Consider the following 23,930-nt stretch of genomic DNA (forward strand, 5'->3'; position numbering starts at 1 on the left):
CCAATCAGTTAAGAACAACACTTAACCTAAATAAAGTACGGAGAATCACCATGAAACCCTCGATGGCAATCAAGCCTCTGGTTTTCGCAATTGCTGCGGTCATGGCTGTTGCTGTACAAGCTGATCAGAACGACCGGCGTGGCGGGCACCACAATGGTCACCATAACAACGGGCAACACACTCCCCCTCCTACGAGGATCCCTGTGTACGCCACCGCCAATGCCTTCGACAGCCAAAGCAGCACCGACAACAGGATCACCAACCAAGGTACCGTCAACGAAGCTGAAATGAGCAGCTCGGCCACCGGCGCCAGTGGCAACGTCGGGGTCAACGTGGCAGCCGGTAACGGCAACCAGCAAGACAACGCCGCCGCCATCGCCAACGCAGCGTCCGACTCGAGCCTGGATAACAGCTTCGTGTTCGGCACCGCCGAAGCCACTGCCGACGTCCGTCAGCACAGCGACAACAACCGGGTCGACAACTGGTCTACCCAATCCTCCGCAGTGATGAGCGGATCGGGTGATGGCGCTTCCGGCAACGTCGGCGTCAACATTGCGGGCGGCGACCTCAACCAACAGAAAAACACCATGGCGATCGCCAACACCAATGCGCCATTGGGTAATGCCACCGCCACCGCTTCTGCCGACCAGAACGGCCCAGGCCTGATCGTGAACAACAGCGCCGACCGCACCTACCGTGTCGATACGCTGACCTTCACCACATCAGCCAGCGGTTCGAGCTCACGCGATGGCACGTTCACTTCGAGCGATGACCGAAGCTCGTCCTCAAGCTTCAGTGTGGCAGGTTCGCAAAGCGCAAGCTCCAGCGGCTCCAGTGGCTGGAACTCCAGTGGCTCGAGCAGCTCGAACGCCAGCGGCTCCAATAGCTCCAGTGCAAGCGGGTCCCACAACTCGAGTGCCAGCGGCTCCAATGGCTGGAATGCGAGCGGGTCCAACAGCGGCAGTGCTAGCTCGTCCAGCAGTGCCAGCCTGAACGCTACGCTTGCTGCCGCCGCCGATGCCACTCGGACCGTGACCACCGACGATGGCCGTCGTGAACGTACGCGTACCGACAGCTTCGATGGTTCGCTCAATGCATCGCTCGATGCCTCGATCGACAAATCGCATGAAAGCGCCTACGACTCCTCGTTCGAGAAAGCGTTCGACTCTTCCTACGACAAAACCCGCAGCTCTTCGTACGACAAGTCTCGCGACTCTTCGTACGAGAAGTCGCGCGACCGTTCGTATGAGAAAGCCCACGATTCTTCCTACGCAAACGCTTCGGAGTCTGCGTACGAAAAATCCGGCGAAAAAGCCAAGCAATCCTCGAACGACATTGCCAAGGCCTACAGCGAAAGCAGCTCGTACGACCTGAGCAATACCGTCTCGTTCCAGGTGCTGACCCCAACTGGCTGGGCTAACCCTGTGACCAACACTGCAACCCTGAGCGGTTCGGTGAATGGTGGCAGCGGCAACCTCGGCGTCAACGTAGCCGCAGGTGTGGGCAACCAGCAAAGCAACTCGCTGGCCATCTCCAACACCTCGTTCTGACGGCTGTGCACGCAAGGCCCCCCTCGGGGGGCCTTTCTTCAACAGAACAAGAAGGCATCCGATCATGCGCATTATTGCCCTGGCGTTGCTGCTGTGCCTGGCCAGCGTGAGCGAAGCTGCACAAATGCCACTGTCCGTGCTGCCGGGCGGCGCGGTGGTGTTCAAGCCGATCCAGAGCATTCGCGAGCGCAAGTTCGCCGACCTGGTGCAACAGAAAACCGACTTCAGCTGTGGCGCCGCCGCGCTGGCGACCATCCTGCGCCAGGCCTACTGGCTGGACGTGGACGAACAACACATCATCGAAGGCATGCTGGCGCACGCGGACCAGGACCTGGTGCGTACCCAGGGCTTCTCGATGCTGGACATGAAACGCTACGTGGAAAGCCTGGGCATGCGCGCCCGCGGTTACCGGGTGGCCCCCGAAACCCTGACCAGCATACGTATCCCGGTCGTGGTCCTGATGGACATCCGCGGCTACAAGCACTTCGTGGTCATGCAAAAGGTCGACAAGGGCTGGGTGTACATCGGCGACCCGGTACTGGGCCACAAGCGCTTCAAGGTCGACGACTTCGTCAAAGGCTGGAACGGCATCATCTTCGCCGTGATCGGCCAGGGCTATGACAAGAACAATGTCTTGCTCGACCCGCCTCTGCCACTGACCGCCAAGGGCCGCGTCAACAATTTCGCCCCGGTGCAGGACGCAGAGCTGATGGACTTCGGCTTCATCAAAAGCGACTTCTTCTAACGACTCTTCTAACGATAAGGGAGCATGACGCTCCGGGAGCAATCAATGAAGACTCCACTCTGGCTAGTCGTGGCATGCCTGGCCGCCAGCCTGCCGACCCATGCCGAGACGTTCAAACCCATCGAGCTGAAGGACCATGAACTGGCCAACCTGCGCGGTCGTTATGTGATGCCGGGGCGGATCGTCAGCTTTGGCATTGTCATGACCAGCACTTGGCAAAATGCCAAGGGCGACGTGATCGGCGCATCGTCCACCCTGCAAGTGCAGCAAAACACCATCAAGCCGCAGTTCTACGTGTCGATGATTGACGAGAAAGGCACCGGCGCGGCGCACTCGCAAAGCGCCAGCAGCGCCGCTGGCACCGGCACGGTCACCGGCGGTGGCGGGCTCAACACTACCGAAGGCGTGACCCAGGTCGTGCGCGCAGCGGGCGACAACAACACCGCCTACAACAACGTCGACATCAACGTCACCAAGGCCAACCAGGCGCCCGTGTCGAAGCCACAGGGCCAGGCCCTGACCGCCGGCTCGACCTTGGTCGGCGAAAACGGCGCAGGGGCATTGAGCGTTTCCTCGACCGGCGTGGGTGTGCAACTCAACATCAATGCCGCCAACAACCAGGGCACTAGCGTGCAGCGCCTGGCCCAAGGTGGCCTGATGCAGAACTCGACGTTGCTCGGCAACGGCAACCAGGTCAGCAACCTCACGTCGCTCAATGTCGTCATGCGCGAGAACGTACCCACCGCCGCTTCACTGAACGGTAGCCTCGACCAGCTCAAAGGTCTTCGCACTCTCGGATACTGATCTACGCTCAGTCTCATCAAAAGTAGTCGGAAGGGACGGCAAACCCATGCACCGATCGTTAACGTTCAGAGCTTTTGTCTGTTTGGCTACCTTGGCCCCGGCCACCTCCCTTTACGCAGCAGCAGACCCACAGGTCGAAGCGCTGAAACAAGAACTGATGGCGTTGAAACAGCGCTACGAAGCACAGCAGCAAGCGTTGATGGTGCTTGAACAGCGTGTTCGTCAGGTCGAGGAAGCGCCTGCGGCGCCGCCCCCCAAACGCCTGACCCGCTCCCCGGCCGAAACGGTCAAAGGTGGCCAGACCGTCGCTGCAGGGGCGCCGGGCACCACCGGCAGCTCCTACGGCCAATCACTCAAGGAAGACGCCGAGCCCGCACAGAGTGTGTCCAACCTGTACGACGAGGCCAGCGGCTTCTTTGGTGGCGGCAAGTTCAGCTTCGAAACCGGCGTTACCTACACCCATTACGATACCCGCGCACTGGTGCTCAATGGCTTTCTGGCACTGGATTCGATTTTCCTCGGCAACATCAACCTCGACCGTATCAAGGCCGACAACTGGACCCTGGACATGACCGCCCGCTATAACCTGGCGCAGCGTTGGCAGTTCGACATCAACGTCCCGGTGGTCTACCGCGAATCGACCTACTCATCAGGCGGTGCAGGCGGTGCGGCCCCGGTTACCAGCGACGAAACCGTCACCCGTGACCCGGAAATCGGCGATATCAACGTGGGCGTTGCCTACAAATTCATGGACGAATCAGAAAACTGGCCCGATGCGGTGGCGACACTGCGGATCAAGGCGCCAACCGGCAAGGACCCCTACGGCATCAAGCTGCGCGAGGTGCCAGGCAACGACAACTTGTCGGTACCGGAAAGCCTGCCCACAGGCAACGGCGTCTGGGCGATCACGCCGGGCATCTCGCTGGTCAAGACCTTCGACCCCGCCGTACTTTTCGGCAGCCTGTCCTACACCTACAACATGGAGGACTCGTTCAGCGACATCAGCCCCCAGGTCAACAGCAAGGTGCCGGGTGACGTGAAGCTCGGTGACTCCTGGCAGATCGGCGCCGGTATCGCCTTTGCCTTGAACGAGAAGATGAGCATGTCGTTCTCCTTCTCCGACCAGTTTGCCCGCAAGAGCAAGATCAAGCCAGATGGCGGCGACTGGCAGTCGATCAGCAACAGTGACTACAACGCGGCCAACTTCAACATCGGCATGACCTTTGCTGCCAGTGACAACCTGACCATCGTCCCCAACCTATCCATTGGCCTGACCGACGATGCCCCAGACTTCTCCTTCAGCCTCAAATTCCCCTACTACTTCTGACCTGAACCCACCAGCCGGGCCTGCGCAAGCGCGCCCGCTTTTGGTTACCAGCCTTGTAGTGGCCCGCCTTCCCTGGCCCAGCCTGTTATCATTCAGCACAGATGTATGACGATTTAATGGCTAAAGGGAAGTTTTCTGTGAAGAACCTGTTCGACCACCCACGCACCCGGCTTGTCGCTTTGACGGGCCTGGTGCTGGTGATCCCACTGGGTACGCGCGCCATGCTGGGTTGGTCCAACCCGCTCGGCTATCTGTCCGACCTCGCCCTCGGCAGCCTGCTGGTCTTGCTGCTGCACCGCCGGCCGTGGTGGCTGGCCTTACCGGTGTTGCTGGCCTGGGCCGCACTCTGGGTGGCTTCGGCCGAGCTGGTAAGCGCGGTGGGCAGGTTGCCCACCAGCGCCGACCTCGGTTACCTCGCCGACCCACAATTCATGGAGAATTCCACCGGCGGCGGCCTCGCCCACGGCTGGTTGCCGGGCGTGTTGGCGGTCGGCCTGCTGGCCTGGCTGCTCAGTGTCTGGGGCAGCCGCAGCCAACCTGCCCCTGCCCTGCCGCGCAAGGCCTGGTCAGTCCCGCTGCTGCTGTTTGGTGCGCACTGGGGCAGCCAACACCTGCTGCCCTCCGACGCCGACCAATGGCGGCAATACAACCTCTCCCATCAGTTGCTGTCTGCCGGCGTCGGTAACCTGCAGCGCCAGGTACAGGGCTGGATGGGCCACGAACAGGTGACCACGCCGTTGGCCAGCAGCGGCCTGACCCAGTCCGACCTGCATGGCCAGAAGCTGCTCAAGGCGCCGGGCAGCGCCCGCAACCTGCTGGTGATCACCGTCGAAGGCATCCCCGGGGCCTACATTCGCCCCAACCGCCAGGCCCTGCACAGCCGTTTCGACGAAGACCTGATGCCAAAGCTCAGCCGCTGGGCCGAGCGTGGCATGAACACCCCGGACTACGTGTTGCATACCCACCAGACCATCCGTGGCCTCTACGCGATGCTCTGCGGTGACTACGACAAACTGGCCAACGGTACGCCCAAGGGTGTCGAACTGCTGACCCAGAACGAACGTAACCAGGCCTGCCTGCCGGCGCAATTGCGCCAGGCCGGGTTCACCACCCACTACCTGCAAGGTGCCGGCCTGCGCTTCATGGCCAAGGACCGCATCATGCCGCACATCGGCTTTGACTCGGTGCATGGCCTGGAATGGTTCCGTAACAAGAACTACCTGGACTTCCCGTGGGGCAAAGACGACCGTGCCTTCTTCGAAGGCGCCCTGGACTACGTCGGCCAGCTTCGAAAACAGGACAAACCCTGGATGCTGACCTTGCTCACCGTCGGCACCCACCAGCCCTATTCGGCACCGGCCGACTACCTTGAGCGCTACGACACGCCCAAGCAGGCTGCGGTCGCCTACCTGGACGACGCGATCGGCGCGTTTCTCGACAACCTCGAACGCCAGGGTGTGCTCAAGGACACCTTGGTGGTGGTGACCTCCGACGAGTCCCACGGCATCGACGGTGTGCGCCTGGCGTCGTCCTGGGGCTTCAACCTCACCCTGGCACCGGAGCAGGCGCAACTGCCGCACATCAAGCGTGGCACCTATGGCCATATCGACCTGACCACCTCCCTGCTCGACTACTTCGCCTTGCCGATCCCGGCCGCGCTGGGCGGGCGCTCGCTGTACCGCGACTACGACTCGGGCCGCGAAATGATCTCCTACACCAACGGCATGCTGCGCTACCACAACGGCCAGGGGGTGTTCACCGAGTGCGACTTCCAGCAGCGTTGCCGGCGCTATGCCAGTGAAGGCTTCATCGCCGACCAGGCGCGCTACCTCGGCCCTGGCGACAACATGCTCGGCCAGCAAATCGTAAGCCTGGCCGGGGTACTCGACCAGTCGCTGCTGCAAACGCCGCTCAACCTGCGCTACCAGTTTGGCGGCCCTTCGCCGATCCAGCTGCGCAAGCGCATTCACGATGACTGGGCCGACAACCTGATCGGTGCCCAGTACCTGGAGATGCCCGAGGGCTCGCATACCCGTGTACGGGTCAAGGTACGTTCACTGGACCCGCGACGTGCGGCCTACATCAAGCTCAAGGCCAAGCAACTGGAACAGGACGTGCCATTGGGGCTGCCCGAAGAGATTCGGGTGACGGCGGACCAGCCGCTGGAAATGGAGTTCGGCTTCGACAATCCGATCGAGCGCAAGGCGTTTTCCTTCCATTTGCTGGGCTACGGCGGCGGTGCGGTCGAGGTCAGTGACTTCAGCGTGATTACCGCATTGCCCGGGGAAGACAACGTGCAGGACGAACTGGCCGAAGGGCATATCGCGCATTCGGGCTGACGGCAAGCCCACCGTTCATCGCTCGGCCATCGCTGCCTGTCGATCCGGCCGAGCGCTGCTCGACTAGTGCTGAAACCCTTTCGCGGAGTCAGCGCCATGAGCACGCATGAAAACAGGCATGAGGTGGTATCCCGCAGCCAGTGGCTGGCCGCACGCCGGCAACTGTGGCTGCACGAAAAAGCCTTCACCCATCAACGCGACGCGTTGGCCGCAGCCCGTCGCGCCCTGCCTTGGGTCAAGGTCGAACAACCCTATCGCTTCCAAGGCCCCGAGGGCGAGCTGAGCCTGACTCAGCTGTTCGCTGGCCGCAGCCAATTGCTGCTCTATCACTTCATGTTTGTCGAGGGTTGGGATGAAGGTTGCCCAGGCTGCTCGTTCCTGGCCGACCATTTTGACGGCGCCAACCTGCACCTGGCGCATCACGACGTGTCACTGGTGGCCGTGTCGCGGGCACCCTACGCTGAATTCCAGTCCTTCCGCCAACGCATGGGCTGGCAGTTTCCCTGGTATTCGTCGGCGGGCAGCGGCTTCAACGAGGACTTTGGGGTCAGCGTTGGCAGCGAAGGCCCTCGGCAATACAACTATGAGCCCTACGCCGGCAGTGAAAGCGAGCTGCCAGGGCTGAGCGCGTTTTATCGGGACGATGACGGCAGCGTTTACCACACCTACTCGACCTATGCCCGTGGGTTGGACATTCTGGTCAATACCTACAACTTTCTCGACATCGCGCCATTGGGGCGCAATGAAGCCGGGACCATGGACTGGGTACGGCACCATGATCGCTATGAAGGGCAGCCTGGCACGGCGCATTGCTGTCACGATTGAGTGTTGGGGCCGCAAAGCGGCCCCCTGTATTTTCAGCCCCGCACGCCAAGCATGCCGCGCTCGATGATGAAATCGATCACCGCCTGCAAGCCCTCACCCTTCTTGAGGTTGCTGAAGGTCCAGGGCCGCTGCGGGCGCATGCGCTGGGTATCGCGCTCCATCACTTCCAGCGAAGCGCCGACATACGGCGCGAGGTCGGTCTTGTTGATCACCAGAAAGTCGGACTTGGTAATGCCAGGCCCGCCCTTGCGCGGGATCTTTTCACCCTCGGCAACATCGATCACGTAGATGGTCAGGTCGGCCAGCTCCGGGCTGAACGTGGCACTTAGGTTGTCGCCACCGCTCTCCACGAAGATCACTTCAAGGTTACCGAACTTGCGTGCCAAGGCTTCCACCGCCGCCAGGTTCATCGAGGCATCTTCGCGTATCGCCGTGTGCGGGCAACCACCGGTTTCCACGCCAACAATGCGCTCGGGCTCAAGGGCGCCGGCTTCGGTGAGGATGCGCTGGTCTTCCTTGGTGTAGATATCGTTGGTCACTACGGCGATCTGGTAATGATCGCGCATGGCCTTGCACAGGGCTTCGAGCAGCGCGGTCTTGCCAGAGCCGACCGGGCCGCCGACACCGACGCGCAGGGGTTGTTGATAGCTTTGCATGAAGGCAGTCCTCAGGAGCGGAACAAACGGGTGTATTGGGTTTCATGACGCGATGAAGCGATTGCCAGCAATGGCAGGCCGCCACCGAGCTGGTCATCGCTCAGGGCCAGGGCATGGTCGAGCACAGCAGGCAGCGCTTGGCCAAGGTCGCGGAGCAAGGTTTGCGCCGCCTGCTGGCCGAACGGCACCAGCTTGACCCCGGCCATGACCGCGCCCTCCAGCCAGGCAAAACCAAGGCCCAACGCCAACTGGCGCAGCGGGATCGACCAGTGCGCGCCAAGCCAGGCCATGCCGCCCAGTTGTGTGAGTTCAAGGCTGGCCCGCCAGGCCGGCGCCTGCCCCAGTTGCCAGCCATCGAGCAGGCGCGCCAGCGCCGAACCGCGTTGCTGTTCTTCCAGGCGCAGCTCGGCGGTTTCGCGGTTGGCCAGCAGAAAGCGGCTCCAGTGGCTGAACGCATCGGCATCTGCGCCCTGGCAGGCCTGATACAGGCGCGCCAGCACGGGCCAGTCGATGCAGCCCAGGGTGTCGTGCAGTTGCTCGCGTTGCCAGGCGCTGAAGCTGCCGATATCCCGTACCCAGCCCGCTTCGACCGCCCACTCAAGGCCTTGCGAGTAGGTGAACCCACCCACCGGCAAACCTGGGCTGGCCAGTTGCAGCAGGCGCAGCAGCGCCAGGTCGCTGTCCATCAACCGGCCAGTACCAGTGCGGCGCCGGCCAGCAGGCCACCACCAAAGGCTTTTTGCAGGCCGCTGTGGCGGCGCAACAGGCAACCGACCGCGAACCCGGCCGCCAGCAGCAGGCCACTGACCGCCACAAAGCCCGCACTGAACTGCCAGAACGCGCTGGGCGTGGCCTCTACGCCATGCGCCCAACCGTGGAACAAGGCGAACACCGGCATGGCCAGCGCCAGCAAAAGCTGGCGGCTGGGCAGCAACAGGGCGCCTGCAGCCACCAGCAACGACACGCTGATCATTGCCTCCATGCCCAGCACATCGCCAAACAGATGGCCGCACACCGCGCCCGCGAACATCGCCGCCAGGGTCGCCAAGGGCAACGCCAGGTTGCGTCGGGTCAGCGCGGCGAGCACGCCGGTGCCCAGCAGCATCAGCAGGTGATCGAGGCCGGTCAGCGGGTGCAACAGGCCATCCTGCAAGGGGTTGTTGTCGTGGCCCGGGTGGGCGAAGGCCGGCAGCGCCAGCATCAGCAGAAACAGGGCGAAAGTCTTTTTCATCGGTTGCTCCAGGGCAGTTCAGGAATGGGCAGGCAGGCGCACGAACGGGTGATCGTGGCCATGGCTGTGGCTATGCGGTGCGCTCTGGTAGGCGCCGGCCTCGGGCTCGAACGGCGCCTGCTCGGTGACCACCGTCAGGCCCAGGCCACGCAGCATGTCGTCGAGCACATAGTCGTGCTGGTAGCGCAACAGGCCGGGCTCGATCTGCAGCGGTACATGGCGATTGCCCAGGTGGTAGGCCGCGCGCGCAAGCAAGTGCGGGTCGGCGCAACGCACCGTCGAGACCGTCTCGGGCGCGGCCAGCACCCGGATAACCTGGCCGCCGTCGGCATCGGCCAACAGTTCACCGCCGCGCAGCAAGTGACCGCGCGCGAGCATCAACCCGGCGTCGCGGCCATCGTCCAGGGTCACCCGCAAACGGCTCTTGATGCGGCTGTCCACATCCAGGGTGACGGTGCCGGTAACGGTTTCGGGAAGCGCGCCAAGCGCGGTGATCCGGCGATTAAGGACTATCATCTGTGCTCCTTCAGAACAGGAAGTAACGCTGGGCCAGCGGCAGTTCGCGGGCCGGTTCGCAGACCAGCAGTTCGCCATCGGCACGCACCTGGTAGGTTTGCGCATCGACTTCGATGACCGGCTGCAAGGTGTTGTGGACCATGTCGGCCTTGCGCACGCGCCTGCAGCCATGGGCCACGCCAATCAGGCTGCGCAGGTTCAGCGCCTGGGCCAGGCCGCGGTCCATGGCGGTCTGAGACAAAAACGTCATGCGCGTGGCATGGCGCGCCGCCCCCAGCGCGCCGAACATCGGCCGGTAATGCACCGGCTGCGGCGTAGGGATCGAGCCATTGATATCGCCCATCGGCGCGGTGACGATCATCCCGCCCTTGATCACCAACGCGGGCTTGACCGCGAAAAAGGCCGGCGCCCACAGCACCAGGTCGGCCAGCTTGCCCACCTCCACCGACCCCACCTCATGGGCAATGCCGTGGGTCAGCGCCGGGTTGAGGGTGTATTTGGCGATGTAGCGCTTGACCCGGAAGTTGTCGCTGTAGCTGCTGTCGGGGGCCAGTGGCCCACGGCGCAACTTCATCTGGTGGGCTACCTGCCAGGTACGCAGCACCACCTCGCCGACCCGGCCCATGGCCTGCGAGTCGGACGAGGTCATGGCGAAAGCGCCCATGTCGTGGAGGATGTCTTCGGCAGCGATGGTTTCGCGGCGGATGCGCGACTCGGCGAACGCCACGTCCTCGGCGATGCTCGGGTCCAGGTGGTGGCAGACCATGAGCATGTCCAGGTGTTCGTCGACCGTGTTGATGGTGTATGGCAAGGTTGGGTTGGTCGAGGACGGCAGCACGTTGGCCTGCCCTGCAGCGCGGATGATGTCCGGCGCATGGCCGCCGCCAGCGCCCTCGGTGTGGAAGGTATGGATGGTGCGGTCACCGATGGCCGCCAGGGTGTCTTCGATGCAACCGGACTCGTTGAGGGTGTCGGTGTGGATCGCCACCTGGATGTCCATCTCCTCGGCCACGCCCAGGCAACAGTCGATGGCCGCCGGGGTCGAGCCCCAGTCCTCGTGCAGCTTCAGGCCCACGGCACCGGCGGCGATCTGCTCGCGTAACGCCTCGGGGCGCGACGCATTGCCTTTGCCCAACAAGCCGATGTTGATCGGCAGGCTGTCGGCCGCCTGGAGCATGCGCGCCAGGTACCACGGCCCGGGCGTGCAGGTGGTGGCATTGGTGCCGGTGGCCGGCCCCGTGCCGCCGCCAATGAAGGTGGTTACGCCGCTGGTGAGTGCCTCCTCCACCTGCTGCGGGCAGATGAAATGGATGTGCGAATCGATACCGCCGGCCGTGACGATCTTGCCTTCAGCAGCAATCACTTCGGTACCCGGGCCAACCGGTACAGTGACACCCGGTTGCACATCGGGGTTGCCGGCCTTGCCTATCGCGGCAATACGCCCGTGCTTGACGCCGATGTCGGCCTTGACGATGCCCCAGTGATCGATGATCAACGCGTTGGTCAGCACCAGGTCCATGGCCTCAGCCGCCAGCATCTGGCCCTGCCCCATGCCGTCACGGATGACCTTGCCACCGCCAAACTTGACCTCTTCACCATACACCGTGAAGTCCTTCTCGACCTCGACCCAAAGCGCGGTATCGGCCAGGCGCACGCGGTCGCCGACGGTAGGGCCGAACATGTCGGCATAGGCGCGACGGGAAATACGGCTCATACCCTGCCCTCCAGTGCGCCCATCACCTTGCCCTGGAAACCATACACCTCACGCTTGCCGGCATAGGCCACCAGTTGCACGGTGCGGGCCTGGCCCGGTTCGAAGCGCACGGCGGTGCCGGCCGGGATGTCCAGGCGAAAGCCCAGGGTGGGCGCACGTTCGAACACCAGTGCGTCGTTGACTTCGTAGAAGTGATAGTGCGAGCCGACCTGCACCGGTCGGTCGCCATGGTTGGCCACACGGACGCTCACCGTCGCGCGGCCGCTGTTGAGTTCGATGTCGCCGGCGGCGACCTGGATTTCACCTGGGATCATGCGGGGCTCCTGGCCGGGTTCAGACGATGGGGTCATGCACGGTCACCAGCTTGGTGCCATCCGGGAAGGTCGCCTCGACCTGCACGTCGTGGATCATTTCGGCGATGCCTGGCATGACCTGCTCACGGTTCAGCACTTCGCGGCCCAGGCTCATCAGCTCGGCCACCGTGCGGCCATCACGGGCGCCTTCGAGCACGGCGGCACTGATCAGCGCCACCGCTTCCGGGTAGTTGAGTTTCAGGCCGCGGGCCAGGCGCCGCTCCGCCAGCAGCGCGGCGGTGAACAGCAGCAGTTTGTCTTTCTCTCTCGGGGTCAGCTCCATGGCGCTTCTCTCAGGTAGCCCAGATACGCGGCGGGCAGGCAGGCAGGCCGATAACGGCCGGGCGCAGGACATGCCACAGGCGTTGCAAGGTGTGTTGCAGGTGTTGGTTGTCGTGGTCGAGCAGGCGGATCACCAGCAGCGACCCAAGCAAGGTCGCCCCAGCGGGGTTGTCCAGTTCGTCGAGCAAGGCCCGGACGTGCTCCAGCAGTGCGGGGTCGGCCGGAGTGGCGCAGAAGGTGGCCAGCAGCGGGTGGCCGGCGAGCTTGTCCAGTTGCCCGCCTTCGATGCGCAGCCGTTCGTACAGGCCGGGGTCGTCGGGCATTTCGATGTGCAAGCGGCTGTCGAGGGCGCCGTGATCGAAGCGTTCGTTCATGACCGGGCGGCCCAGGCACAAGGTTTCCCAGGCCAGCAACCGGGCGCCCGGCGCCAGGGTGAAACGGCTGTCGAGGCTGGCGCGGGCACCGGCGAAGAAGATGCTGTCCTGGGGCAACCATTCCAGGGTGCTGTTGGCGCCCAGGTGAAAGCGCTGGGCCAAGCGCGCGGTCGGGCCGATGCTGCGGTAGAACTTGCTGGCGCCAGGCATGGTCAGCAACGCATGGCTGCAAGGCTCAAGGTGGATATCCAACTCCAGCCGGTCGCCGGCGACGATGCCACCAGGCGGGTGCAGCACATACACATGGCACGGCGCCCCCTCAGGATAGAAAGGCCGCTGCACCAAAAGAGGTCCGAAATGCCGCCGCGCACCAAGGCGGGTCACATCGTCGCGTCGGCTAAAACGCAACTGCAGGTAGGCGCTCCAGCCCGCATCGTCTTGCTGTTGTTCGATCTGCTCCGCGAGCGACATCCTGCGGCCCCTGAAATCCGTGACCTGACGGCCGTTTAGAGGGTCAGGCAGGCGGCACTGAAGCGCTGCCAGCCTGACCACTCGATCAAATTCTCAGGCTGGATATAGCAGGTTGCGGGCCAACTACGCAGGTGAACGAAGATGAAACCGTCAGCGCAGCCGCTCTGGCATCGGGCACACGGGGCTACGGCGCACAAAGCGGGGGCGCGCGCAGGCCCTGTTTCGGTGCCGGGCCAGCGGTTTCAGTAGTCGAAGCGGTCTACGGCCCGCCGGCGCTCGTTGTCATCGCGGCGGTCGTAACTGGCGGTGGTCTGGATATTGGCATGGTGCGCGAGCTTCTGGGCAATCGACAGGTCGTGCTCTTCGATCACCCGGGTGATGAACGCACGGCGAAAATCATGAGGCATGATCTTCACGCCAACCTGCGCACCCCGCTGGCGGGCAATGTAATAGATCGCATGCTTGGTGATGCGTGCGCGGGTAATGTGATTGCCGCGGCGAATGCGGTTGAACAGAAATGGGTCGTCGGGTGCGCCCTCCGGCAAGTCGTCGCGGCGCAGGTCCAGCCACGCCTGCAGCTTTTCGAACGCCCAAGGTGGCGCGTACTTGATCAACTGCCGGTTGCCCTTGCCCAGCACCTGCAGGCTGCGGGCTTCGAAGTCTACCTGGCTCAGGTCGATGTCCACCGACTCCGACTTGCGCATACCGGTGCCATACAGCAAGGCGATGATCGCCGCGTCGCGCACGCCTTGCGGCCGGGGATCGGCGGCGCACACCTCCATCAACTCGCGGATCAAGCTTCGGCGCAGGTTGCGCCCCGGTGGCAGGCGGCTGCCGGTGGCGGGCTTGACCTCGCGGATCCTCAGCAACTGTTCGTGGTCGATCAGGCCCTGGCGCCACGCCTCGTTCATCACCCCGCGTATTGCATTCACATACAGCGACGAACTGTTGGGGGCATAGCCATCTTCACGCAACGCAGCCACCAGGGCGATCACGTGGCCAGGGTCGAGCCGGTGCCACGGCACATCGACGATATTGCAGTCGGCAAAGCCCAGCCGGTCAGCGGCGTCCTGAAGGATGTAGCGCATGGTTTGCTGGCTGGAGGGGGCCAGGCGGGCCATGTACTGCAGCAGGGGGTTTTTCGAGAAATCGGTCACAACGTGAATCCTGTAGCGACGCTTGGACCGGTACGGGGACAGGCACAGCGCTAAGCGAGTCGGTGCATGGCCATCACCTTGATATTCAAGGAGATGTGCGAAGGTTCGGGGCGTGATCTTACCCCAATTGACAGCCGCTGAATGAAAGAAGGACTGCCGGCAAGTGTGGTGTTTCATTGGTACTTCTGAAACACCACACTAGTTAATAGCCGTCTGCCACCATCCGGGAAACATCTGCTGCACCCGCGCCTCGGCAAAGCGTTCGTCGATCAGCACCAGCACGCCTTGGTCCTGATCCCCGCGTATGACCCTGCCCGCCGCCTGAATGACCTTGCGCACGCCTGGGTACAGATAGGCATAGTCAAAACCGGCGCCAAACTGGCGCCCCAGGCGCTGCTTGAACTGCTCGTTGACGGGGTTGACCTGGGGCAGGCCGAGTGTGGCGACAAACGCCCCGATCAACCGTGTGCCGGGTAAATCCACACCTTCCCCAAACGCCCCGCCCAGCACCGCAAAGCCAACGCCGCAGCCGTCCAGCACAAAACGATCGAGAAATGCCTGACGCGCCGCTTCGTCCATGCCCGCCGCTTGGGCCCAGTGGGGGATGTGGCCGTAACGCTCAGCCAACAAAGCGACCACTTGTTGCAAGTACTCGAAGCTGCTGAAAAACGCCAGGTAGTTGCCGGGCTTGCGCTGATACTGCTCGGCGATCAGTTCGACAATCGGTGCCAGCGAGGCGTGGCGCTCACGATAACGGGTCGACACCTGGCTGGCGATGCGCACTTCGAGCTGCTCGGCGCGGAACGGCGCCGCCACTTCCAGCCAGGCCGTGTCGGCCGGCATGCCGAGCAGGTCACTGTAGAAATGCCGTGGACTCAGCGTGGCGGAAAACAGCGTTACGCTGCGCGCCGCCTGCATGCGAGGCGCCAACAGCCGCGCCGGGGTGATATTGCGCAGACACAGGGTCGCCAGCCGCCGCTTGCGCAGGCTGTCGCGCACGGTGATGTCGAAGATGAAATGCTCGTCGAACAGTTCAGCGACACGACTGAATTGCAGCGCCTGGTAGAAAAACTGCAGCACCTGCGCATCCACCTCGCCAGGTGCCTGATTCAAGCGCTCCTGAATCAGCCCGATGCATTGCTGCAAGGCACGCAAGAAGGCATCCGGCAACTGCTCGCTGGCCTGATACGGCGCCCGCTGCTCTTTGTACAACGCGTTCCACTGCCGGTTGAGGCGGTCCAGCGCACTGCTCAACCCTTGTGGCTTGCTCTGGCGCAAGGCAAGCAACTGGCCTTGATCCAGGCTGGCGCTGTACATGCCGCGACCGCGCTCGACCAGGTTGTGCGCTTCGTCCACCAGCACCGCCACCCGCCATTGGTTGGCCTGGGCCAGACTGAACAGCAAGGCATGGGCATCGAAGTAATAGTTGTAATCGGCCACCACCAGGTCCACCCAGCGGGCCATTTCCTGGCCTAAGTAGTACGGGCATACCTGATGCGCCAAGGCCACTTCGCGCAGCTGGGCACGGTCCAGCAAGGGTAACCCTGCCGCCGCCTCGCGGGCAGCGGGCAGGCGGTCGTAGAAACCCTGCGCCAAGGGGCAGGACTCGCCATGGCAGGCCTTGTCGGGGTGCTCGCAGGCCTTGTCACGGGCAATCAGCTCCAGGGTGCGCAAGGCCGGTTGCGGTGTGGCATCGGTAATCTGGCGCATGGCATCGAGGGCCAGCGCCCGGCCCGGTGTCTTGGCGGTGAGGAAGAACACTTTGTCGAGTTGCTGCGGCACCATCGCCTTGAGCAACGGGAACAAGGTACCCAGCGTCTTGCCGATGCCGGTACTGGCCTGCGCCATCAGGCAGCGGCCTGTGCTCACCGCCTTGTACAGGGTCTCGGCCAACTGGCGCTGGCCCTGGCGGAACTGTGTATAGGGGAAGCCCAGGGCCTGCAGACCGCGGTCGCGCTCGGCCAGGCGCTGTTGCTGATGCTCGGCCCAGCGCAGAAAGCGCCGGCACTGGGTCTCGAAGAAGGCTTGCAGCTCGGCAGCACTGTGGTGCTCGCTGATCAGCGTCTGGCCGTCACTGTCCACGTCCAGGTACACCAAAGCCACATCGATTTCCGGCAATTGCCGCGCCTGGCACATCAGCCAGGCATAGACCTTGGCCTGCGCCCAGTGCAGCTGACGATGGTTGGCCGGCTGGCGCGCGAGGTCGCCGCGGTAGGTCTTGATCTCTTCCAGGCGATTGCAGCTGGGGTCGTAACCGTCGGCGCGGCCTCGCACCCTGAGGCTTTCGAACTGGCCTTCGAGGGCAACTTCCGACTCATAGTCGGCGGCGCGCCGCGCCACCACCCGCCGATGCCCTTCCATACCCTCCTGGGCGGTGGGCGATGGGGTAAAGCGCAGGTCCAGGTCGCCGACCTTGGCACTGAACTCGCACAAGGCGCGCACGGCTACGCTGTAGCTCACGCCGCCTCGCTCCAGCGCACATGGCACACCGCAACGGGCAGGCCCTGCGCACGGCAGAACTCCAGCCAGCGTAACTGGTTGTCTTGCAGGCGGTCGCCCGGCCCCTTGACCTCGACCATGCGATAACCACCCTGGTCGGGCCAGAACTGGATCAGGTCGGGCATGCCGGCGCGGTTGTTGCGGATGTCCTGCAACAGCCGCAGGAAGCATTGCTTCAGATGGGCGGGCGGCAGGCAGGCCAGCGCCTGTTCAAGCAAGGTTTCGCTGAGCATGGGCCAGAACACGAACGGCGACTGCAGGCCTTGCTTGGCGGCATAGCAGTCGAGAATGGCCTGGCGATGGCTGCCATCGTCCAACCGCCCCAGGCAACGCTCGAACTGGGCACTGCGCCGTTGCTGGAAGTCGCTGTCGTGCAAGTCCTGGGGGGCGGCCTGAAACGGGTTGAAGAACGCGCCCGGTACCGGCGCGAAAATCGCTTCCCAGCACAACAGGCCGAACAGGCTGTTGAACAACGTGTTTTCCACGTAATGAACCTGCCCTCCGGCCTCGGCCAAGTGTTGGCGCACGGCCTCCTCGACGCCCAAGGCGGCGTGCTCGCGGGGCAGCTCCAGTTCGATCAGTTGCAGTTGCGCTGCGCGCTGGCGCCGTTGCGGCGGCCCGCCGAGCTTGCGCGCCAGGCGCGGCAGCATGCGTTCGAGCGCCTGCACCTCCAGCGCGTTGGCCGGGGCCGCAGCCAGTTGCAGGGCAAGCGCATGTGCCTGTGGCCACTGTTCGCTGCGCTCCAGCACGCGTACCTGGCGGATACGCGCCTGGGCATGGCTGCACTGGCCATACACGGCCATGGCTTGGTCCCAGTCACCCTGCCGTTCGCATTGCTGGCCCAGGGCGAACAGCAGGCGGGCATGGCGCCGGGCCAACCACGGGTTGTCACTGTGCAGCCCTGTCATCGCGCCGAGGATCGACAGCGGCTCGTCACCTTGCTCCAGCCGCTCGGCGCACTGGTGCAAAGCCATGGCCAGGTCGACCTCGGCGCGATGGCGCAGGGCCCGCGAATCGCTGCTGAAAGGCACGCGCTCGTAGCGCAACAGGCCAAGGTCGGCGAGCACGAAGTCCGACCAGTCCTGGTACAGGTTGCCGAAGAACAACAGGCGCATGCGGTCACACAACGGTTGCAGGCACCACTGGAAGATGCGCACGTCGCTGTCGGCAAACCACTGCGTCAACGGCCGGGGCGCGAGCCCCAGGGGTTGCAGCTGTGCGAGCAGGTCGTGCTTGGCGGCCCGTGGGCGGCTCAACTGCCCGGCGAAGCACTGCGCCAGCTCGTCCTTGCGCAGCATGGTGAACAGCTGTTCCAGCGCCAATTGTGCAGGCTCCCGCACCCATCCCAAGGCCTGCAGCGGCTGCAAGGCCTGCTCGGTATCGCCGACTTCGGCGTACACAAGCTTGTCACTGCGAAACAGCTCGCCCTTGCGCATAACCATACGCACCATCAGGGCCTGGGCGCGGCTGTCCAATTGGGCAAAGGCCTGGATGAACGCCAGCTCCTGCTCGTCGAGCAGGTCGTCATAGCGCTGTTCGACCCATGACAGCACCTGGCGGAAGTTGTGCAGGTAATAGAACGGGTCGTCGACGGAATGGGCAATCACGGGGCGAGGTCGGGCAGTGGAGAAAGGATACTGGTTATACATACAGATAGACGGACCTGGCAATAGCCGTAGGTCCGTTCTGTTGTATGGGGGGCGGGCTTGCGTCGCGAAAGGCCGCCCCACAGGGATCTGCGCGCGCCGGATCGATTACTCGGTCACACCTGCTAGTGTCCCCGACTCGACCTTGGCACTGCCGATCGGCGCCTTCAGCAGCAGGAAGTAAGCCACCGCCGAGCACAGCGCCACGATCGCGCTGATCATGAACGCCGTGTTGAACGAGCCCGAGTACTGAATGCTGAAGCCGGTGACGATCGGTGCCACGGAGCCTGCAATGTAGCCGCCGAAGTTCTGGATCGAGCCGAAGGACGCCACCCGCGGGCTGTCGACGATGGTGTTGACGATCATCCAGGCGGTGGCACTGGCCATGTTGATGCTGAACAGCGCCAGGCACAGCAGGATCACGCAGCCGGTCAGGCCGCTGACGTAGGACAACGGCAGGGTGAACAGCGCGGCCAGCACCAGGCCGGTGATGACGCTGAACTTGCGGCTGCCAAGGATGCTCATGCCCCGCTTGACCAGCAGGTCGCAGAAGCGCCCGGCTACGATCGTGCCCGCCGCACCGAAGCCATAGGCCAGCGACACCACCCAGGCAGTCTTGTACAGGTCCAGCCCGTGCTCACGTTCGAAGTAACCGGGCAACCAGGTCAGGTGCAGCCAGAGCATGTAGATCACGCCCATGAAGCCCAGTACCGCCCCCCAGGTGCTGCGGTGCTTGAACAGGTCGAGCCAGCCCGCGAAGTACGAAGGCTTCGCCGCCTGCGGGATGGCCGTGGCTGGCGATTGCTTGTGCGCGCTCGGCAGCGGTTTGCCTTCGGCGGCGAGCTCGGCCAGGTACTGCGCCTTGCTCTTGTAGAAGGTCAGCCAGCACAGCGCCAGCACCACGCCGATCAGGCCGGTAATGATGAACATGCCACGCCAGCCGAAATTGACCATGAACAGGGTCAGCAAGGGCGGCGCCAGGCATGGGCCCAGGCAGGTCGAGGACCAGACGATGCCAGTCGGGGTACCGCGTTCATTGGCATCGAACCATTCGGACAAGGCCTTGGCCGCCGACGGGAACATCGGCGCCTCGCCAATCCCCAGCAACACACGCAGGCCCATGAAGCCGGCAAAGCTGTTGACCATGCCGAAAGTGGCCTGGGCCACCGACCAGGCCAGCAACGAGGCGCCCAGGGCGATCTTGCTGCCCAGGCGGTCGATGATCATGCCCATCGGCAACTGGGCAAAGGCGTAGGCGATGGAGAACGCCGACAACAGAATGCCCATCTGCGAGGGGCTGATCATCATGTCTTTCTGGATCGAGGTGTTGGCGATCGACAGCGCGCTGCGGTCCAGGTAGTTGACGATGCCGATCAACAGCAGGAACACGACGGTGAGGCGCTGATACTTCTTCATAGGGTTCATTGGGTGGCCTTTATTATTATTGTTGCAGCGCCTTCAGCGCCTTGGCGGTCCATCTATCCTGTTACGTTCATCCCTGGGGCACGGCAGCCGTCAAGGTTGGCGTGCCGTCACCGCTGCTTCGAGCAGGCCGCGCCGGCTCAGGCTGTCGATCAGCGCGCGCAGGCCGAAGCCCCATTGCGGCGCCTGGTCGCTGGTGGTCACACGGTTGCACAAGGTACCCAGTTGCGCGTTGCTGATGGCGACCAGGTCGCCTGGCTTGTGGGTGAAGCCGTTGCCGGGCTGGTCGCGGTCCTGCTTGGGGGCGAACAGAGTACCGAGAAACAGCACCAGCCCGTCGGGGTACTGGTGGTTTTCGTTGAGGGTTTGCTGCACCAGGTCTTGCGGGTCACGGCTGATCTGGCGCATGGAGCTGCGGCCAGCAAGAATGAAGCCGTCCTGGCCTTCGACACGCAAGTCCACTTCGGCGTTACGCACATCGTCCAGGCCAAAGCTTTCATCGAACAGGCGCAGCAATGGCCCCAGCGCGGTGGAGGCGTTGTTGTCCTTGGCCTTGGACAGCAGCAAGGCACTGCGCCCCTCGAAGTCGCGCAGGTTGACATCGTTACCCAGCATGGCGCCCTTGATGCTGCCGTCGCTCGATACCGCCAGCACCACTTCCGGCTCCGGGTTGTTCCAGCTGGACTTGGGATGGATGCCGATGTCGGCGCCATGCCCGACCGCCGACAGCGGCTGCGCCTTGGTGAACACTTCGGCGTCCGGGCCAATGCCCACTTCCAGGTATTGCGACCACAGGCCCTGCTCCACCAGCACCTTGCGCAGCGCTTCGGCCTGGGCAGAACCCGGGATGATCTGCGAGAGGTCCGCACCGATGCGGCTGGCCAGGGTGTCGCGGATGGCATCGGCCTTGGCCGGGTCGCCCTTGGCCTGCTCTTCCACCACCCGCTCCAGCAGGCTGGCGGCAAAGGTCACACCGGCGGCCTTGACCGCTTGCAGGTCGATCGGCGCCAGCAGCCAGGGCAAACGTGCGTCACGCTGGCTGGGGTCGCTGTTGCGCAGCAACGCCGGCAGAGCGATCAACGCCTCGGGCAACGGCAGCGCGCGCAGATAAGCAACCGGGTCGGCCACTTCGAGCAAGGCCGAAACGGTCGCTACATGGGCGCTGATATCGTGCACGGCGCCCGCTTTGACCAGCACCACGGCGGGGCCCTGATCGGGCAGCCAGACCCGGCCGACCCAGGTGCCGCTGTCGAACACGGCGATGTCGTGGCTTAGTTGCAGCGGTGGCGTGGCATTCGATTGGTCGGTCATGTGGGTACCCTTGTTGTCATTGTCATTCATTGAGCCAGCGCCTGCGAAAGTGGCGCCAGTTGCAACTGCCCAGCCAACTGGTCGAGGTCATCGAGCACGTGCGCCGACAGGCTCACCCCCTCCTCCAGCGCGTGTCGGCGCAAGGCCAGGCCGGCCTGGCCTGGCAGGCGTACCGGGCGTTCGGGGTCTACCGGGCGGCTGGCGAGGACCAATTGGCCGAGGAAGCTGGTTTCGTCGGTGAATGCTTGCAGGCCGCCGAAAAAGCGCGGGTCGATGACCACGGCGGTGGCCGACGCGCCCCACTGGTCCGGGGCGTCCTTGCGACCATGGCCAGCCAGCCCCGAGGTCAGCGCCTCGACCAGAATCGCCAAGGCAAAGCCCTTGTGACCAAAGGCCTGGCCGCCCAGCGGCAGGATGCTGCCCTGCGGCTGGCTGAAGAAGTCGCGCGGGTCATCGCTCAGTTGGCCGTCGTTGCTCATCAGCACCGGGTGCGGCAGCTTGCTGCCGGCATCACGGCACTGGCCGACCAGGCCCAGGGTCACGGTGGACATGCTCACATCCAGCAGGATCGGCTCGCCCTGGGTCGGTATGCCGGCGGCAATCGGGTTGGGCGTGAACACCGGGTCGACCCCGCCATGGGCACAGACCAGCCCCACCGACGGGTCCGACGAATACACCAGGGCCACCAGGCCACGGTCGGTGTAGGGTTTCAGGTACGCTGCCAGGCAGCCGATGTGCGCGGCCCGGCGCACCACAGCAATGCCGATGCCCTGTGCACTGGCCCCTGTGGCCGCGCAGTCGAGGGCGCGGCTGACGCAGTAAGGGCCGAGCAGGTAATGGCCGTCGAACAGGCTGGAGACCCCGCTGTCCGACACCTGCTCCAGCGCCTGGGCTTGCGCCTTGACCTGCCCGCTGAGCATACCGCCGATATAGCGGCTGACCAGGTTCAGGCCATGGGTGCGATGGCCCAGCACTTCGCCTTCGAGCAGCACCTGGGTCACCACTTGGGCGACCTCGGCATCGGCACCTGCTTTTTCGAACAGTTGCTCGACGAAAGCAGTGATTACCTGCACGTCGTAGCGTCTGGTTTGAGTCATGCCTGGCACTCCACGATCAGTTCAGGGCCGCGCGGCTTGGCTTGCCATCGACCAGGCGCTGTATGCCCAGCGGGTTGGCGTTCTGCAAGGCGGCGGGCAGCAAGGCATCCGGCACGTTCTGGTAGCACACCGGGCGCAGAAAGCGGTCGATGGCCAGGGTGCCGACCGAGGTGCCACGGGCGTCCGAAGTGGCCGGATACGGGCCACCGTGCACCATCGCATCGCACACCTCGACCCCGGTGGGGTAGCCGTTGAGCAGAACGCGACCGACTTTCTCTTCCAACGCACCGAGCAGATGGCCGTAGCCCGCGAGGTCCGCATCGTCCGCCAGCAGCGTGGCGGTCAATTGCCCGCGCAAGGCCGCGACCGCACGCAGCAGCTCGGCGTCGTCGGCTACCTGAACCACTACCGTGCAAGGGCCGAACACTTCTTCCTGAAGCAGCTCGTCCTGCTCCAGCAGCAGGCTGACATCGGCCTCGAACAGGTGCGGCTGGGCCTGATTACCCTGTTGCGCCAGGCCACTCAACCGCTTCACCCCCGGGTGGGCAGCCAAGGCCTGCAGGCCTTTGCCGTAGCTGTTCAAGGTGCCGGCGTTGAGCATGGTCTGTGGCGCTTGGTCAGCCATGTGCCCGGCCAACTGCTCGATGAAAGCATTGAACGCCGGTGAGCGAATGCCCAGGACCAAGCCCGGGTTGGTGCAGAACTGGCCACAGCCCTGCACCACCGAAGCGGTGAGTTCCTTGGCCAGTTGCGCGCCGCGGTTGGCCAAGGCCTGAGGCAGTACCAGCACCGGGTTGATACTCGACATTTCGGCGAATACCGGTATCGGCTGTGGCCTTGCCGCCGCCATGTCGCACAGCGCACGCCCGCCCTTGAGCGAACCGGTGAAGCCCACTGCCTGGATGCCAGGGTGCTTGACCAGTGCCTCGCCAACGCCGCCACCGAAGATCATGTTGAACACACCGGCCGGCATGCCGGTGCGTTCAGCGGCCCGGATCACGGCCTCGGCGACCCGCTCGGCGGTGGCCATATGGCCGCTGTGGGCCTTGAAAACGACCGGGCAACCGGCCGCCAGGGCCGCTGCGGTGTCACCCCCCGCCGTGGAGAACGCCAGGGGGAAGTTGCTAGCCCCAAATACCGCCACCGGGCCTACGCCAATGCGGTACTGGCGCAAATCAGGCCGTGGCAGAGGCGTACGGGCAGGCAGTGCCTGGTCGATGCGGGCGCCATAGAAGTCACCCCGGCGCAGCACCTGGGCGAACAGGCGCATCTGCCCGCTGGTACGGCCGCGCTCGCCGAGGATACGGGCCGTTGGCAGAGCCGTTTCCTGGCAGGTCAAAGCGATGAAGTCTTCGCCGAGGGCGTCGAGCTCGTCGGCAATGGCCTCCAGGAACTCGGCGCGGCGCACGGATGCCAGGTTGCGAAACAGCGGGAAGGCCGCAGAGGCAGCATTCACGGCGTTGTCGACCTCGGCCAGGGTAGCCTGGTGGAAAGCGACCGGCAGGCGTTCACCGGTGTGGGCATCGACGCTGTAGACCAGGGTCTGGCCCTGAGCGCTGCGCTGGCCGGCAATGAAGTTGTATCCGCTAACGTGCATAGGGGTTGCCTCAA

General features: G+C 64.1%; 21 protein-coding genes. 6 read left to right on the forward strand and 15 right to left on the reverse strand.

Annotated elements, in window-relative coordinates:
• The first annotated feature begins 50 nt into the window (after nucleotides 1-50).
• From LOY26_RS14355 to LOY26_RS14380, 6 genes are all read left to right on the forward strand, one after another.
• Nucleotides 51-1,550 carry a heme utilization protein gene (locus tag LOY26_RS14355; RefSeq protein WP_186665084.1) on the forward strand — a complete coding sequence of 500 codons (1,500 nt, stop codon included), beginning with the start codon at nucleotides 51-53 and terminating at the stop codon, nucleotides 1,548-1,550.
• Between the two features lie 64 nt (nucleotides 1,551-1,614).
• Nucleotides 1,615-2,295, forward strand: coding sequence for a C39 family peptidase (locus tag LOY26_RS14360; RefSeq protein WP_033698351.1), 681 nt, complete (start codon nucleotides 1,615-1,617; stop codon nucleotides 2,293-2,295).
• Between the two features lie 45 nt (nucleotides 2,296-2,340).
• The gene (locus LOY26_RS14365; protein ID WP_258713678.1) at nucleotides 2,341-3,099 is read left to right on the forward strand and encodes a hypothetical protein; all 759 of its coding nucleotides are present in this window, start codon (nucleotides 2,341-2,343) and stop codon (nucleotides 3,097-3,099) included.
• Nucleotides 3,100-3,145: 46 nt separating this feature from the next.
• Nucleotides 3,146-4,426 (forward strand): hypothetical protein, encoded by a 1,281-nt coding sequence (locus LOY26_RS14370; protein WP_033698353.1) that lies wholly within the window; start codon nucleotides 3,146-3,148, stop codon nucleotides 4,424-4,426.
• Nucleotides 4,427-4,563: 137 nt separating this feature from the next.
• Nucleotides 4,564-6,765, forward strand: a complete 2,202-nt coding sequence (locus LOY26_RS14375; protein ID WP_186665085.1) for an LTA synthase family protein — start codon at nucleotides 4,564-4,566, stop codon at nucleotides 6,763-6,765.
• Between the two features lie 96 nt (nucleotides 6,766-6,861).
• Nucleotides 6,862-7,590, forward strand: a complete 729-nt coding sequence (locus tag LOY26_RS14380) for a thioredoxin family protein (RefSeq protein WP_095064404.1) — start codon at nucleotides 6,862-6,864, stop codon at nucleotides 7,588-7,590.
• 32 nt (nucleotides 7,591-7,622) lie between these two features.
• On the opposite strand, the gene ureG is transcribed toward LOY26_RS14380, so the two are convergent.
• The 15 genes from ureG to LOY26_RS14455 all read right to left on the reverse strand — a co-directional run bounded on the left by ureG (nucleotide 7,623) and on the right by LOY26_RS14455 (nucleotide 23,916).
• A complete protein-coding gene (ureG, locus tag LOY26_RS14385) occupies nucleotides 7,623-8,246 on the reverse strand; it encodes an urease accessory protein UreG (protein WP_033698357.1) in 624 nt (207 codons plus the stop codon).
• Nucleotides 8,247-8,257: 11 nt separating this feature from the next.
• Complete coding sequence (locus LOY26_RS14390) at nucleotides 8,258-8,932, reverse strand: urease accessory protein UreF (protein ID WP_186655807.1); 675 nt, start codon at nucleotides 8,930-8,932, stop codon at nucleotides 8,258-8,260.
• Entirely contained in the window at nucleotides 8,932-9,477 is a 546-nt protein-coding gene (locus LOY26_RS14395) for a HupE/UreJ family protein (protein ID WP_033698361.1), read from the reverse strand. Before LOY26_RS14395 ends, LOY26_RS14390 begins: the two co-directional genes overlap by 1 nt.
• An 18-nt stretch (nucleotides 9,478-9,495) precedes the next feature.
• Complete coding sequence (gene ureE, locus LOY26_RS14400; protein ID WP_033698363.1) at nucleotides 9,496-9,993, reverse strand: urease accessory protein UreE; 498 nt, start codon at nucleotides 9,991-9,993, stop codon at nucleotides 9,496-9,498.
• A 10-nt stretch (nucleotides 9,994-10,003) separates the two neighbouring features.
• Nucleotides 10,004-11,707 (reverse strand): urease subunit alpha, encoded by a 1,704-nt coding sequence (gene ureC, locus LOY26_RS14405; protein ID WP_186665088.1) that lies wholly within the window; start codon nucleotides 11,705-11,707, stop codon nucleotides 10,004-10,006.
• The gene (locus LOY26_RS14410) at nucleotides 11,704-12,021 is read right to left on the reverse strand and encodes an urease subunit beta (RefSeq protein ID WP_186655819.1); all 318 of its coding nucleotides are present in this window, start codon (nucleotides 12,019-12,021) and stop codon (nucleotides 11,704-11,706) included. The genes ureC and LOY26_RS14410 overlap by 4 nt, the downstream gene beginning before the upstream one ends.
• Nucleotides 12,022-12,040: 19 nt before the next feature.
• Complete coding sequence (locus tag LOY26_RS14415) at nucleotides 12,041-12,343, reverse strand: urease subunit gamma (RefSeq protein WP_033698369.1); 303 nt, start codon at nucleotides 12,341-12,343, stop codon at nucleotides 12,041-12,043.
• A 10-nt stretch (nucleotides 12,344-12,353) separates the two neighbouring features.
• Nucleotides 12,354-13,187, reverse strand: coding sequence for an urease accessory protein UreD (locus LOY26_RS14420; RefSeq protein ID WP_258713679.1), 834 nt, complete (start codon nucleotides 13,185-13,187; stop codon nucleotides 12,354-12,356).
• Nucleotides 13,188-13,429: 242 nt separating this feature from the next.
• Complete coding sequence (gene xerC, locus LOY26_RS14425) at nucleotides 13,430-14,344, reverse strand: tyrosine recombinase XerC (protein WP_186655832.1); 915 nt, start codon at nucleotides 14,342-14,344, stop codon at nucleotides 13,430-13,432.
• A gap of 198 nt (nucleotides 14,345-14,542) precedes the next feature.
• The gene (locus LOY26_RS14430) at nucleotides 14,543-16,804 is read right to left on the reverse strand and encodes an ATP-dependent DNA helicase (protein WP_258713680.1); all 2,262 of its coding nucleotides are present in this window, start codon (nucleotides 16,802-16,804) and stop codon (nucleotides 14,543-14,545) included.
• On the reverse strand, nucleotides 16,801-18,450 hold the full coding sequence (locus LOY26_RS14435) for a VRR-NUC domain-containing protein (protein ID WP_033698377.1): 1,650 nt from the start codon (nucleotides 18,448-18,450) through the stop codon (nucleotides 16,801-16,803). Before LOY26_RS14435 ends, LOY26_RS14430 begins: the two co-directional genes overlap by 4 nt.
• A 147-nt stretch (nucleotides 18,451-18,597) precedes the next feature.
• A complete protein-coding gene (locus tag LOY26_RS14440; protein WP_238347524.1) occupies nucleotides 18,598-19,905 on the reverse strand; it encodes an MFS transporter in 1,308 nt (435 codons plus the stop codon).
• A 99-nt stretch (nucleotides 19,906-20,004) separates the two neighbouring features.
• Complete coding sequence (locus LOY26_RS14445; protein WP_186665124.1) at nucleotides 20,005-21,222, reverse strand: fumarylacetoacetate hydrolase family protein; 1,218 nt, start codon at nucleotides 21,220-21,222, stop codon at nucleotides 20,005-20,007.
• A gap of 26 nt (nucleotides 21,223-21,248) precedes the next feature.
• On the reverse strand, nucleotides 21,249-22,319 hold the full coding sequence (locus LOY26_RS14450; RefSeq protein ID WP_047583135.1) for an Ldh family oxidoreductase: 1,071 nt from the start codon (nucleotides 22,317-22,319) through the stop codon (nucleotides 21,249-21,251).
• A gap of 16 nt (nucleotides 22,320-22,335) precedes the next feature.
• On the reverse strand, nucleotides 22,336-23,916 hold the full coding sequence (locus LOY26_RS14455; protein ID WP_033698381.1) for an aldehyde dehydrogenase (NADP(+)): 1,581 nt from the start codon (nucleotides 23,914-23,916) through the stop codon (nucleotides 22,336-22,338).
• Nucleotides 23,917-23,930 lie beyond the last annotated feature (14 nt).

Source organism: Pseudomonas sp. B21-047 (assembly GCF_024748775.1).
GTDB classification, from domain to species: Bacteria; Pseudomonadota; Gammaproteobacteria; order Pseudomonadales; family Pseudomonadaceae; genus Aquipseudomonas; species Aquipseudomonas capeferrum.

What these genes read in the sequence shown, in the direction of transcription:
- LOY26_RS14450 (WP_047583135.1), bottom strand. Translation starts at nt 22,319, where the DNA reads ATGACTCAAACCAGACGCTACGACGTGCAGGTAATCACTGCTTTCGTC.
- LOY26_RS14440 (WP_238347524.1), bottom strand. Translation starts at nt 19,905, where the DNA reads ATGAAGAAGTATCAGCGCCTCACCGTCGTGTTCCTGCTGTTGATCGGC.
- LOY26_RS14365 (WP_258713678.1), top strand. Translation starts at nt 2,341, where the DNA reads ATGAAGACTCCACTCTGGCTAGTCGTGGCATGCCTGGCCGCCAGCCTG.
- LOY26_RS14390 (WP_186655807.1), bottom strand. Translation starts at nt 8,932, where the DNA reads ATGGACAGCGACCTGGCGCTGCTGCGCCTGCTGCAACTGGCCAGCCCA.
- LOY26_RS14455 (WP_033698381.1), bottom strand. Translation starts at nt 23,916, where the DNA reads ATGCACGTTAGCGGATACAACTTCATTGCCGGCCAGCGCAGCGCTCAG.
- LOY26_RS14395 (WP_033698361.1), bottom strand. Translation starts at nt 9,477, where the DNA reads ATGAAAAAGACTTTCGCCCTGTTTCTGCTGATGCTGGCGCTGCCGGCC.
- LOY26_RS14415 (WP_033698369.1), bottom strand. Translation starts at nt 12,343, where the DNA reads ATGGAGCTGACCCCGAGAGAGAAAGACAAACTGCTGCTGTTCACCGCC.
- LOY26_RS14445 (WP_186665124.1), bottom strand. Translation starts at nt 21,222, where the DNA reads ATGACCGACCAATCGAATGCCACGCCACCGCTGCAACTAAGCCACGAC.
- LOY26_RS14380 (WP_095064404.1), top strand. Translation starts at nt 6,862, where the DNA reads ATGAGCACGCATGAAAACAGGCATGAGGTGGTATCCCGCAGCCAGTGG.
- ureG (WP_033698357.1), bottom strand. Translation starts at nt 8,246, where the DNA reads ATGCAAAGCTATCAACAACCCCTGCGCGTCGGTGTCGGCGGCCCGGTC.
- LOY26_RS14360 (WP_033698351.1), top strand. Translation starts at nt 1,615, where the DNA reads ATGCGCATTATTGCCCTGGCGTTGCTGCTGTGCCTGGCCAGCGTGAGC.
- LOY26_RS14410 (WP_186655819.1), bottom strand. Translation starts at nt 12,021, where the DNA reads ATGATCCCAGGTGAAATCCAGGTCGCCGCCGGCGACATCGAACTCAAC.
- ureE (WP_033698363.1), bottom strand. Translation starts at nt 9,993, where the DNA reads ATGATAGTCCTTAATCGCCGGATCACCGCGCTTGGCGCGCTTCCCGAA.
- ureC (WP_186665088.1), bottom strand. Translation starts at nt 11,707, where the DNA reads ATGAGCCGTATTTCCCGTCGCGCCTATGCCGACATGTTCGGCCCTACC.
- LOY26_RS14355 (WP_186665084.1), top strand. Translation starts at nt 51, where the DNA reads ATGAAACCCTCGATGGCAATCAAGCCTCTGGTTTTCGCAATTGCTGCG.
- LOY26_RS14420 (WP_258713679.1), bottom strand. Translation starts at nt 13,187, where the DNA reads ATGTCGCTCGCGGAGCAGATCGAACAACAGCAAGACGATGCGGGCTGG.
- LOY26_RS14370 (WP_033698353.1), top strand. Translation starts at nt 3,146, where the DNA reads ATGCACCGATCGTTAACGTTCAGAGCTTTTGTCTGTTTGGCTACCTTG.